The sequence below is a fragment of the Desulfobacula sp. genome, assembly GCF_021107415.1.
In genome coordinates this window covers 1-12,284 of sequence record NZ_JAIOSW010000146.1, presented here as the reverse complement: position 1 = coordinate 12,284, position 12,284 = coordinate 1, and the positions used below count along the sequence as shown (strand labels likewise).

Genomic DNA, 12,284 nt, shown 5'->3' with positions numbered 1-12,284 from the left:
CGGTCGTCTCCTGTTTTATTCAAGTCAATGCTGGTGTCAATCTCTTCATCACTGATGCCTATAGCCAAATCAGTAGCCAGACCAGGGTCAGGTTCAATAAACCGCATTTTGTCAAACCCGCCGCCTGAGTTGCCAAGATTATACTCAAGGTCCACATGGGGCGCATCCCCTGTTTCTGCCATGGCAAAATGGCCCAGCAGCATTTCAGATGGCCAGCGGTAATCTCCCATGGTGTCCAGGAGAGGATTATCTTTAAGGACCAGGGCATCTTCCGGGCAGTGTTCAATGCAGTAGTGATCCGTTTTTTTACAGTCAAATCCAATACACTTATGCTCAACAGGTCTCAAGGGTGAAGCATGATTATCCGGCATAATGTGGACCCCGAAAGGGCAGATCTCTGCACATTTTCCGCAGGAGACGCATTTTGAATTTCTTTTAATGATATATTTGCCGATGGTATTGCGAAACCGTGATGGAGTTACTTTGGTTTCGGGCAATTGATGTTTTACCTGATGCTTAATTTGGTTCATAAATTATCCTACATCTATAGATATTTTCCGTTCACCAAAAATCGGTGCAAAACTCTCTTTTTCAAGATCCTCAAACCACATGGAACGGCCGACTTCACCTCTAAGCCTTCTGGCTTCCCTTAATCCCATGGCACCCAGCATTTCGAGTATCTGGTTTCTCCAGGCTCCCATGAGATTTGTGATTCGGTTGCTGCCGTATGCCGGATCAATGGCTTCCAGTTCAACCGGACAGGAAAGGCCATTTTTGCATCGGTCGCACAGGCGGCATTCCATGGCAATGAGCAGGGGCAGATCAATGGTAACCCCGTCTGCACCACAGATAATGGCCTTATTCACATGCTCGGCCATACAGATCCCGCCGGAAGCAATGATATTGAGCTGCTGCCGTTTGCCGGCATCAATCAATGCCAGATGGATATCCCTTAACATATCCTTGATAAACCTTGGATTGTCAGACTCAAATTCCCTGCCGTTGCTGTTTGCGTATACATGGATTGTATCAATATCGGTTTTAGACAGCTCAACGCAAGTTTTGGCATAATCAAGATCAGCTTTCAGCTCTAAGCCGACACTGATAACAAGGTTTTCATTCATGGCTTTTAAAGCCCCAAAAATTTTTTCAATGCCGGGCTCATATTCAATTTCAACCATTTCAACATGGGTCAGAAGCTTTGGATAATTTTGAAAATTATCTTTTTTTACCAAAGGGATGATGAAGGGTCCAAATGGCATCAGATCTTCATAGACATCGGATGCATTAATAAGCATCTTTGTTCCTAATGTCTGGGCTGCTCTGAGCATGGAGACAAGTACATTCTTGCTTAATATGCCAAAGTCGGGGTGCTGGAACAAAATGGGAAGCGGGATCTCAAGAATGGGTTTTATGTCAATGGCAAGGGACCCGTCCTCATTAAATGCAAGCCTTTCCGGTCGTCTTGAAAGTTCTATGCAGGTATTGATATATTCCCGGCCATGGATGCCGTCCCGGGTGGGCCGAACAATCTCGGACATGTCGGTCCACATGGAATCAAAGCCTTTGCCCACAAAAGGGCCCCGGTATCCGGCACCGGATACGGGAATGCTTCCGGTATGTGCCTGATACCATGTTCGGCCAAGGATATCGGGTGTCCAGTATTCGTCCCCGATTTCTCTATACTCAGGATTGACAACCCGGGAGAAAATTCCTTTGGTACATTCCTGAATACACCTGAAACATGAATTACAGGCGTAGAGATATTCAGGCTCATCCATTTGACTCATATGCAGATAATTGTCTTTGAATATGTCATATACGCAATTTTTTTTTACACACTCTTTGCAGCTTCCGGCACAGTCTTCCCTGAATTCTATAGTGGCATATTTACCCACGGGATAAAATTTTGGCGGTGCAGCCTTTGTTTGGATTTGATATTTTTTAGGCATGTTTCACTATCCTTTTAATTAGTGCGTAGCCTGGTTCTATTTCAGCCCGGCCTGTTTCACAATTGTGCCCACAGCCTCTTCCCATTCAATGGCCATGATATGAACCCCGTGGACCCCTTTGAGTCCCTTTAGTTCTTCAATGGTTTCAAGGCAGATTTTTATGCCTTCATCTGCCTGGTTTTTTTTGTCAACACCATCCATTCGTTTGATAATGGTTTCAGGAATATCCATACCGGCAACCTTATTGTTCATGTACCTTGCCATACCGGCGGATCTTAACGGGGTGACACCGCCAAGGATATATACCTTGTCTGTCAGGTTTTCATTATTGGCCCGTCTGATCCATTCCTTAAACCGGTCCATATTATAAATACACTGGGTCTGGATAAAATCAGCACCGGCATCAATTTTTTTGGCAAGGCGGATCACACGGTATTCAAAGGGGTCGGCAAAAGGATTGGCAGCCGCGCCAATAAACATTTGGGGTGCCACATCCAGATCAAACCCGCTCATGTCTTTGCCTTTATCGCGCATATCCTTCACCGTCCGGATCAAATTGACCGAGTCAATGTCAAAGACATTCATGGCATCGGGCTGACTGCCGAATTTCTGGTGGTCTCCGGACAGGCATAAAATATTTTTAATTCCTAAAGAATAAGCACCCATGATATCCGATTGAATGGCGATTCGATTCCGGTCTCTTACCACCATCTGCATCACAGGTTCAAGCCCTGCGGCAACCAGATGGGCAGAGGCTGCAATGCTGGACATCCTGACAATGGCCGTCTGGTTGTCCGTGACATTTATTGCATCCACAAACCTTTTCAGCAAGCTGATTTTTCTATCAATCACTTTTTTGTTGGCACCTCTTGGGGGGCCGCATTCCCCTGTTACCACAAATTCACCTTTGGTCAGTTTTTCATGAAGATTACTCAAGGTTTTCATATGATATGGTCCTCTCTGATCAATTTTCTGGGTCCACCGGAAAGACTGGTATTCCAGTTTTTTGGAGGGATGTAGGTTTTCAGATTATCCAGCTGGCCTAAAGTGGTCAGCCGTTCAATAATCAGGTGCCATGCGCATTGGGTGTTTGGATCAATTTCACAAAAGCCGTTCTGAGAACCGCCACAGGGGCCGTTTAAGAGTTTTTTGGCACATCGGGTGACAGGACAGACGCCTCCGAATGTTGCAAGGCTGCAGTCGCCGCACCCTGAACATTCTTCAGTAAAAATACCGGGGCTTTCCTGTATCCCTATAAATGTTGTATTTAAGCCCGGTAATACCACTTCTTTTGCAAACCGCTTTGCCATGGCCTGAACGCCGGCCCCACAAGCAAGGGAGAGAACGGCATCATTCCTGGCAATGCCAGGGGAAGCTTCCTGAATAAATTCATTTTCACACTGGCGCTCTATAGTCAGTTCTTCTATTTCAATGGATCTTGCCATTTTTTTAAAGCTGAGCCGAAGGGCGGACGCAAGGACTGCAACCTCATCTTCACCACCGGCAAAGCATGTTTTTACACAGGTGCCGCAACCTAAGATTAAAAGCTTTTTATAGGGTTCCACAAGTTCAATAATCTCATTTATGGGTTTTTGACTGGCGGTTATCATTATGGTACTCCATTTTTTGGACCTAATTTTGGGCCTGGTTGAGAAAAAGACCAGATTCAAGCAAGGCCTAAGTTTTAATATATCCTTGGCTTCATTGATCAGGGGAGTGATGCACAATGAAACCAAGAATCTAAAAAAATCTGAGCCTTGCTTCAAATCCGGTTTTTTATAATAACATCGATGGGGATGGTATTAATTAAAATGATTTAAAGCAGGATTCGGGCCGATTGTTTCAAGCTGTGATATCGTGTTTTGAATAATATCTTTAATCGACCCATGGTCTTCTGCGGTCGTGTTGAATATGTTCAATCGTCTGCCATCCATCCCGATATCATCCAGAATGGTTTTTACATAATCAACCCGTTTTTTTGCTCGTATACTGCCTTGGGCATACCGACAGCTCTTTTCCTGACAGACCAGAACAAGGACTGCATCTGCGCCTGATTCAAAGGCCTTTAAAAGGTATATGTCCTTTGTCATTGAGGAGCAAGGCATCTTGACGGTTTTAACGTCACAACCGTCAAACATTGAGGCCGTTTCTTCAAAAGAGTTTAAACAGTGAAACAGCGTAAGTTTTGGTGTGGTATTAATTTTCATTTTTTCTTCCCAAAATTAAAATAAAAAAAGGCATTCGCCCAGGTTATAATTTGGGAAAACGCCTTTGTTTTCTTTTAACTTTGCTAATACGCCATTGTATTTAGCGGTAAAAATCAGGTTAAAATTTATTTCATAATATGTCAAGTATTCTTTTTCAAAAAAATATTGTTTGCACTATCTAAGAAACTCGTGTATTATCATATTTTTTGATTTCCCTGGTCGGTGATCCCGACCTTTTTTTTTAAGGAACCCCTATGCTCCAGAAAAATTTACCCTTGACCGGGTTTAACGAAATGAACCTGAGCCACCCTGTATTCTCTGTATTGAAGGATGTGGGCTATGACACTCCCACACCGATCCAGACGTTGGCTATTCCCCATCTGATACAGGGAAAGGATATACTGGGCCAGGCCCGGACCGGTACCGGTAAGACCGCAGCCTTTGCCATGCCCCTGTTGTCCCGGATTGATCTTGATAATAAACGACCCCAGGTATTGGTGCTGACCCCCACCCGGGAGCTGGCTATCCAGGTGGCCGAGTCTTTTAAGACATATGGTGCCAGGATGAAAGGCTTGAACGTCTTGTCCGTGTATGGGGGCCAGAGTTACGGTGTCCAGCTGAATCAACTTAAAAGGGGCGTCCATGTGGTAGTGGGAACGCCTGGGCGGCTCATGGATCATATGCGAAAAAAAACCGTTTCCTTTGCAGATCTTTTTTGTGTGGTCCTGGATGAGGCCGATGAAATGCTTCATATGGGCTTTATTGATGATGTGGAATGGATCCTGGACAGAACCCCGGATGATTCACAGACCGCACTTTTTTCAGCCACTATACCCAGGCCCATTCGGAAAATTGCCCAAAAATATTTGATAAACCCCAAAGAAATAATCGTCAAACCGGACACCACAGAGCTTACAACCATCAACCAGCAATATTGGATGGTTAAAGGGGCTAAAAAGGCCCAGGCCCTGACCCGGATTCTGGAGGCTGTTTCTTTTGACGGGGTGATCGTGTTTACCAAAACAAAAACCGCCACCCTTGATGTGGCAAAAACCCTTGAAGATAAAGGATTCAAGGCAGAAGCCCTGAACGGAGATATTGCCCAGAATGCCAGGGAGCGGACCATTCGCCGGTTGAAAAATGGTTATATCGATATTTTAGTGGCTACAGATGTAGCCGCCCGGGGTTTAGATGTGGACCGGATCTCCCATGTGATCAATTATGATATGCCGCCTAAGGTGGAACCCTATATCCACAGGATCGGCAGAACCGGCAGAGCCGGGCGCACAGGAGAAGCCATCCTGTTCGTGAACCGGAATGAGCGCTGGATGTTGAGGGTGATAGAAAAAGCCACTAAACAAAAGATCAAGGAAATCACTCTGCCCTCCAATAAGGCCATCAATAAAAAACGGGTGGCCAACTTTAAACACTCCATCACTAAGACCCTGGCATCAGAAGATTTAAGTGTTTTCATAGAATTGATTGAGGGATATGCCCGGGAACAGGATATCCCTGTAACCCAGGTTGCAGCTGCCCTTGCCAAACTGGCCCACGGGGACACCCCCTTCCTTTTGCCGGCCCATAAAGACAAAATAAAGGTAAAAGTTAAAACTATTAGGAAAGACCGGCCGGACCGGGAAATCATTTCTGATGAAAAACATCTGCCTGCGAAAAAGAAAAAATCTAAACAGATGGGAATAATATCTTCGCGAGAAATAGTGAGTATCATCCCTATAGAAAAGGGCATGGAACGGTACCGCATTGAGGTGGGCCGGTGCCACGGGGTACGGGCGGGAAATATTGTGGGTGCTATTTCAAATGAAGCCGGTCTTGAGAGCAAATACATCGGAAACATTGATATCAACCAGGAATTTTCTCTTGTGGATCTTCCCTTTGGCATGCCAAAGGAAACTTTCATGCTATTGGGGAAGACCTGGGTGAGATCCCGGCAGATGGCGATTTCAAAGTGCGCTTGAAAAATTAAACCAAAGAAAGGTGCGGGCTGTTATTGCCATGAATAAAAGAACTGACAGAGAATTAAAAATAATACCCAACCGGGATCTTCTTCTGCCATATGCTGTCCCGTATTTTGCATATGTTGGAATTGCATCATTGAGCCAGGGAAGAATTCCCATTGAAATTAATTATATCCTGAAGATTATTATTGTCCCTTTCCTTTTATACTGGGCCTGGAAATGGTATGCCCCGATCACTGGCCCAAAGAAACCAATTGGATCAGTTCTTTACGGGATTGTTTTTGGGATTGCCGGTCTTGTTATCTGGTGCCTTTGTATGGTTCCTTTTATGGACAGTTCAAGCGAGCCGTGGACCCGGACAGAATTTTTTTTAAAACTCTTTACAGCCTCATTGATTGTTCCTGTTTTTGAAGAATTGTTTATCAGGGGCTATATATTAAGAGCGGCGTTTCAATGGGATGTTAACCGGCAAAACAACAAAATTGCCTCACCCCTAAATGAAACATTGGATCATAATAGTATTAACGAGGTTAAACCAGGTGCCTGGAGCCTGATGGCCATTGGGATTTCAACCATTGCATTTACAGCAGGCCACATGCCGGTTCAGTGGCTGGCTGCTGTTGCTTACAGTATACTGATATCCATTTTATGGATCATAAGAAAAGATCTCTTGTCCTGTATGGTTGCACATGGGACAACCAATTTAACCCTGGCTTTATATGTCTATCTTACCGGCCAATGGGGATTTTGGTAAGAAAGATATAATAGCTTGGAATGGCTTGGTGAAAAGGTTATGCCAGTACCGGTTATTAAGGCGACTCGTCATTAAAGATTTCATTGGAGAGGATTACTGCCTCTGCGACTTCACGGATAGATTTTCTTGAATCCATACTTTTTTTTCGTATCCAGCCATAGGCTGCATCACCGGTCATTTGACGGTTATGCATGAGAATTTCCTTGGCCTGTTCTATCTTTTTACGGGCTTCCAATTCCTCTTGTATCACACGGGTTTTAACCATTAGTTCCGTATTGACAATGGCGATGGCAGATTGATTGGCAACCGCTCTTAACAGATTGACTTCCGTATCGGAAAAATCATGGGGCTCGGCTGTAAAACAGTTCAAGACCCCAATGACTTTTTCGTCTTTTGTTTTTAAAGGAATCCCGACCATGGAGACAAGGCCCAGTTTTTTAGCCATCTCTTTTTCTTTGAATCGATCGCTTTCTAAAACATCTTTAAGAATCAAAGGTTTTTTGTGGGTCACCACATAGCCCACAACGCCTTCATCCAGATTAAGCGCCCGGTCTTTGATATAGTCCGGTGAAATGGACTGGGTTGCCTTAAGGCGTATCTTGTGTGGTTTTTCATCTTCATTGACAAGCCAAAGGGAACAGATTTCAACACCGGTAACCTTGGCGGTTACCATGACAATCAATTTTAACAGGTCTTCAATAAAGAGATCCGAGGTGATTGCCCGGCTGATGTCGGTGAGTGCTTTTATATAGCCGTCATATGTCTCTTGTTTTTCCATAATCTTCTTATATTAATCAGAAATCATAATTCATCGTCAATAGAAAAAATAATAAATTCCATTTTTTAAATTTTTCTACAAAGCTGGATTGGGAATTAAATCCCATATTCCGCAAGGGCATGCGCCTTTACAGAATCCGCAACCGATACAGAGATTTTCGTCTACTTTATATTCAAAATTATTCTTACCTGTTTCAACTCTTTCAATGGCCCCTTCCGGGCAGATTGCCACACAGATGCCGCAGTCCCTGCATTTTCCACAGGATGCGCAGTCCGCTCCACAATCGATCAGATTGTCAGCAATACTCCTTGGGTTGTAATATTCAAGGCTGATCCGCTGCTTGTCAATTTGTGGCAAAATATTTCCAGGATCTGGGCTTTTTCCTGCAATGATCCGGTCAATGCTTTCGGCCGCTCTTTTTCCCGCCCCAATGGCGTCTGTGATAAGTCCCGGGCCTGCAACATCTCCAATGGCAAATACTCTTGGATCTGAAGTTTGGCTGAATTGATCAACTGCGACCAACCCATTCTCAACTATAATGGAGTCATCAATAAAATCAAGATCAGGGACATCTCCAATGGAGATCACGACGGTATTTGCTTTTAAAACCTCACCATCCTGAAGTACCAGGCCTGTTTTTGTGATTTTTTTTGTAAAGCAGGGCCATCTGAATATCGCACCTATGGCCTGGGCATCCTCTTTTTCTTTACCAAAGGCAGCAGGTTGCTGTACATCAATCATGGTGATCTCTTTGGCACCCAGGCGATGGGCTTCTGTGGCGACATCACATCCCACGTTTCCAGCACCGATAATCACCACTCTTTTCCCTGGTTTTGATTTGTCTTTTTTTGATTCTGTCAGAAAATCATTGGCAAAGACAGCTTTTTCAATGCCGGGGATGGGCAAAGATCTTGGTTTTTTAGCACCGGCTGCAACAATGGTGAAATCATAATCATATTTGATTTTTAAAAATTTTTTGCTGTCAATTCTCTGGTTTAATTTGATATCCGGGATTATTTTTTTAACTCGTTTGAGCTCTGCCTCAAGTGTCTCTTTTGGTACCCTCGAACCGGGAATAAGAGAAGATATTTTGCCGCCAATGGTATCGCTTGTATCAAACAAAACAGCAGTATGGCCTTTCAAGGTTAAATGCCATGCCGCAGAGATACCTCCGGGTCCGGCACCGATAACGGCAATTTTCTTTTTGCTCTTTTTTGCGGGCTTCGGCAGTTTGACATTCTCTCCGGCTTTTCCTAAAAGTTTCACATCAATAGGTGACATATAATTCAGGTTCCGGGTGCAGGATGCCATACAGGGGCTAGGACAGAGGTACCCGCAGACCGTTGCCGGAAACGGAGTGTATTCAAGCCCCATGCTGATGGCCTCGTCAATATTATCCAGCCTCACCATATTCCATCTTTCCTGAACAGGAATACCCGTAGGGCAGGCAGCCTGGCAAGGCGCTATATATTTTCCTTCCTCCCATACCGGAATATATCTTCTTAAATCTCCCCTGGTGATCAAGGCAATAGTGTCTTTCTGGGTTTCCTGGAGATCACCGATAAGACCCCCTTTACCCAGTTCCTTGTCCCAGACCTGTTCCCTGAACCAGGACATGGCTGGTTTTTCAGGGGTGTCGGCTTTTTCCCGGGGGGACTTTGCTTCAAGAAGCTGCCATTGAGAGCGCTTGGAAAATGATTTTAGCAGATCGGTTTTATTAATTTTTTTCAGGAAAACACCCAGGTTAGTGAGAAGCCAGTTCCATTCTTCATCAGGCAGGGGTGACAGCCTGGCATCTTTTTGTGAAAATCCCTGCACGCTGCCCCTGACAAAGACTTTGCCCCCCACCATTCCCACAAGGGGTCTGTAGCCTAAGATCTGATCCTGCGGGCCTGTGTTGTGACCGCAGATAACGGCAATACCACCGGCCATGAATTCACCAAAATAATCTCCCGCCATTCCCAGAACCCAGAGTTCAGGCGGTTCAAATCTTGGGTTTCTTTTGGTCATGGTCATGCCCCGGGCGCCAATGGAACCGCCAATATAGACTTTGCCCTGGGCAGCACCATTCATTACTCCATTGGAAGTGTGTCCGTGAACAATAATCTGGGCACCTGCATTGAGCCATCCAATATCATCCGAGGCCGGTCCCATAACTTCAATCCGGGTATTTGCATTGCCCATGGAGCCGGTTCTCTGGCCGGACTGGCCTGTAATCCGGATATAGGTTTTCTCAGTTCCGGTATCCCAGAGCCTTCCACCTATGCCATGTTGTCCGAATCCTTCCACTTCAATGCTTCTACGACCGTTTTTTATATGCCGGTGAATGATTTCTTCTAAAACCCTGGAAGAAATTCTTTTACCATCTTTTTTACCGGATATTTTAATAAATGCATCTCTATTCGTTTTTGTCATTGTTCACACCTTCCTAGACCACATACTTTATACTGAGGCGTTCTGCTGCCGCATGATCATCAATTCCAAGGGCATCGGACATCCCGATGGGAAGGGATGTTGAGCGTCCAAGCGGGGCGACTATTTTTTTAAGCTCAGTGTCAAAGGAGATAAAAAGATCCACGATTCTTTGTGCCACGTCTTCCGGGTCAAGCCTTCTGTATAGTCTTGGATCCTGGGAGGTGATGCCTTTAGGGCAGATACCCACATTACAGACATTGCAACGGTCTTCTTCCGTGCCCACGCAACCGGCAGCCGCCTGCATGACATATTTCCCCACCTGGACACCGCTGGCACCCAGCATGATCAATGCAGCTGCATTGGCAGCAAGATTTCCATTTTTACCGATTCCGCCACCGGCAAAGATGGGGATTTCGTTTTGTTTTCCGATTTTAGTGAGGTTCAGATAATTATCCCTGATACAGGAGGCTATGGGGTGACCCATATGATCCATGGAAACTGTATAGGCAGCCCCTGTACCACCATCTTCACCGTCAATGGCAAGTCCTGACGCATAATCATTACGGCTCAGGTTGTTCAATACGGCAAGGGAAGTCGAAGAGGCGGATATTTTCGGATAGACCGGCACCCTGAACCCCCAAGCCATGGACATGGACAGGATCATCTTTGCCACAGACTCTTCTATTGAATACTGGGTCTGATGGGTGGGCGGGCTTGGCAGACTGATTCCCTGGGGAACTCCCCGGATGGCTGCAATCAATTTATTCACTTTGTGCCACATTAAAAGACCACCATCTCCTGGTTTAGCCCCTTGACCATATTTAATTTCAATGGCGCAGGGGTCTTCTTTCATATGGGGAATGGCATGAATAATTTCATCCCATCCAAAATATCCCGAGGCAACCTGGAGAATCACATATTTTAAAAATCTGGATTTTAGCAGTCGCGGCGGACATCCGCCTTCTCCAGTCGATATTCGGACGGGCATCCCAAGTTCTTCATTCAGATAGGCAACCCCCATTTGAAGACCTTCCCACATGGTGGGAGAAAGCGCTCCAAAGGACATGCCACCGATGATCAATGGATAGATTTCTCTGACCGGTGGAATCCAGCCTTTTTTTCTCAACCGTTTGATGTTTTCCCTGGGGGAGAGGACCCGACCCAGAAGGGTTCTCATTTCAAATTCATGGCGGCCCGCATCCAGCGCAGGGTCGGTAAGCATTGAGATCCGGGTGAACTTGATTCTGTCCAGTATGGATTGGGATGCATTCCTTCTGCCGCCGCGTCTTCTGGGAACCCCCTGCTGGTTAATGTGAAACTTGAGCCTGTCCAGTCCGGGGTTTCTTACAGGGGTAATGGCATCATTGGGGCAGACCATGGTACACATGGCACAGCCGATGCAGGCATTCTCCACACGGGTTTTCTGGCGGATGCCATAAAAGGTGTCATACTGGTTGGAATGGTTTTTATTTTTTTCAATCGAAGTTTTAATAATTCTTTTTTGAAACACACTTAATTCAATGGCCTTGACAGGACAGACGGCAGTGCACTGTCCGCACAGGGTACATCTGTCATTGTTATAGTTAATCTGCCACGGCAGATCATTCAGGCTTAAAGAGGAAGGTTCAAGGCTTCGGTTTGACGACATATTTTTACCTCCTGACGGTCAGGGCTGACAATTGCTGTATCAAGGTGCATGGGTTGGATATCTTTTGTTTTATCCCGGTCCGGGATGACGGCATCAAGGCCGCAGATTTCAGAGGAAAATCCAAACATGCCGGGTTTTCCGCCGACAACACCGGGGCGAAGTTTTTTCCTGTCCTGGGCCATGAACATGGAATGGTCCGGCAGCGTACCGATGACACAATTTGGGCCATCAATAATAAGGGGCCGGCAGGTTCTTTTCAAATGGGATAGAAATTGGGCATCCGGATGCTTTTGAAGATCATCTTCCTGCAAAGGCGTAATAACATGCTTATAGGCATCAATTCCCAGACCAAGGCCAACCATTGAATAATGAAGAATATGGGCAAATACCTCGGAATCGGACTGATATCCCCTGTAGCCGGGGAAATCTCTTGATGTCAGAAAATCCTTTATGGGGATAAAGGCGGTATTTTCTCCATTGGTCATAGTGCAGTATCCCTTTATAAAAAAAGGGTGGCAGGCATAGAGATTAATGGCATAATTCGTATTTTGTCT

At 45.4% G+C, this 12,284-nt stretch carries 10 protein-coding genes and 1 pseudogene; 2 read left to right on the top strand and 9 right to left on the bottom strand.

All coding sequences use genetic code 11. From position 1 onward, the window contains the following. From K8S13_RS07745 to K8S13_RS07725, 5 genes are all read right to left on the bottom strand, one after another. On the bottom strand, positions 1 to 530 hold a 530-nt coding region (locus tag K8S13_RS07745), incomplete at its 3' end, for a 4Fe-4S binding protein (RefSeq protein WP_291461707.1). A 3-nt stretch (positions 531 to 533) separates the two neighbouring features. Beyond that, positions 534 to 1,952 (bottom strand): glutamate synthase-related protein, encoded by a 1,419-nt coding sequence (locus K8S13_RS07740; RefSeq protein WP_291461706.1) that lies wholly within the window; start codon positions 1,950 to 1,952, stop codon positions 534 to 536. 36 nt (positions 1,953 to 1,988) lie between these two features. Further along, positions 1,989 to 2,897, bottom strand: a complete 909-nt coding sequence (locus K8S13_RS07735; RefSeq protein ID WP_291461705.1) for a methylenetetrahydrofolate reductase — start codon at positions 2,895 to 2,897, stop codon at positions 1,989 to 1,991. Then, positions 2,894 to 3,562, bottom strand: coding sequence for a methylenetetrahydrofolate reductase C-terminal domain-containing protein (locus K8S13_RS07730; RefSeq protein WP_291461704.1), 669 nt, complete (start codon positions 3,560 to 3,562; stop codon positions 2,894 to 2,896). Before K8S13_RS07730 ends, K8S13_RS07735 begins: the two co-directional genes overlap by 4 nt. Before the next feature lie 192 nt (positions 3,563 to 3,754). Continuing rightward, entirely contained in the window at positions 3,755 to 4,159 is a 405-nt protein-coding gene (locus K8S13_RS07725; protein ID WP_291461702.1) for a hydrogenase iron-sulfur subunit, read from the bottom strand. A 254-nt stretch (positions 4,160 to 4,413) separates the two neighbouring features. Between K8S13_RS07725 and K8S13_RS07720 the strand changes: the two genes are divergently transcribed. After that, a complete protein-coding gene (locus tag K8S13_RS07720; protein ID WP_291461700.1) occupies positions 4,414 to 6,135 on the top strand; it encodes a DEAD/DEAH box helicase in 1,722 nt (573 codons plus the stop codon). A gap of 37 nt (positions 6,136 to 6,172) precedes the next feature. Continuing rightward, complete coding sequence (locus K8S13_RS07715; RefSeq protein WP_291461699.1) at positions 6,173 to 6,889, top strand: CPBP family glutamic-type intramembrane protease; 717 nt, start codon at positions 6,173 to 6,175, stop codon at positions 6,887 to 6,889. A gap of 55 nt (positions 6,890 to 6,944) precedes the next feature. Here the strand turns inward: K8S13_RS07715 and K8S13_RS07710 are convergent, their stop codons facing one another. The 4 genes and pseudogenes from K8S13_RS07710 to K8S13_RS07695 form a co-directional block, all read right to left on the bottom strand. Continuing rightward, positions 6,945 to 7,667, bottom strand: coding sequence for a GAF and ANTAR domain-containing protein (locus tag K8S13_RS07710; RefSeq protein WP_291461698.1), 723 nt, complete (start codon positions 7,665 to 7,667; stop codon positions 6,945 to 6,947). Between the two features lie 75 nt (positions 7,668 to 7,742). Further along, a complete protein-coding gene (locus K8S13_RS07705; RefSeq protein WP_291461697.1) occupies positions 7,743 to 10,082 on the bottom strand; it encodes an FAD-dependent oxidoreductase in 2,340 nt (779 codons plus the stop codon). A 13-nt stretch (positions 10,083 to 10,095) separates the two neighbouring features. Continuing rightward, positions 10,096 to 11,730 (bottom strand): glutamate synthase-related protein, encoded by a 1,635-nt coding sequence (locus K8S13_RS07700; RefSeq protein WP_291461696.1) that lies wholly within the window; start codon positions 11,728 to 11,730, stop codon positions 10,096 to 10,098. Next, positions 11,694 to 12,284 (bottom strand): annotated as a pseudogene (locus K8S13_RS07695) (glutamate synthase); the annotation flags it as partial. The gene K8S13_RS07700 and the pseudogene K8S13_RS07695, both read right to left, overlap by 37 nt.

Bases quoted from the DNA above. Each gene is read 5' to 3' on its own strand.
- K8S13_RS07740 (WP_291461706.1), bottom strand. From the start codon at position 1,952: ATGCCTAAAAAATATCAAATCCAAACAAAGGCTGCACCGCCAAAATTT.
- K8S13_RS07735 (WP_291461705.1), bottom strand. From the start codon at position 2,897: ATGAAAACCTTGAGTAATCTTCATGAAAAACTGACCAAAGGTGAATTT.
- K8S13_RS07730 (WP_291461704.1), bottom strand. From the start codon at position 3,562: ATGATAACCGCCAGTCAAAAACCCATAAATGAGATTATTGAACTTGTG.
- K8S13_RS07725 (WP_291461702.1), bottom strand. From the start codon at position 4,159: ATGAAAATTAATACCACACCAAAACTTACGCTGTTTCACTGTTTAAAC.
- K8S13_RS07720 (WP_291461700.1), top strand. From the start codon at position 4,414: ATGCTCCAGAAAAATTTACCCTTGACCGGGTTTAACGAAATGAACCTG.
- K8S13_RS07715 (WP_291461699.1), top strand. From the start codon at position 6,173: ATGAATAAAAGAACTGACAGAGAATTAAAAATAATACCCAACCGGGAT.
- K8S13_RS07710 (WP_291461698.1), bottom strand. From the start codon at position 7,667: ATGGAAAAACAAGAGACATATGACGGCTATATAAAAGCACTCACCGAC.
- K8S13_RS07705 (WP_291461697.1), bottom strand. From the start codon at position 10,082: ATGACAAAAACGAATAGAGATGCATTTATTAAAATATCCGGTAAAAAA.
- K8S13_RS07700 (WP_291461696.1), bottom strand. From the start codon at position 11,730: ATGTCGTCAAACCGAAGCCTTGAACCTTCCTCTTTAAGCCTGAATGAT.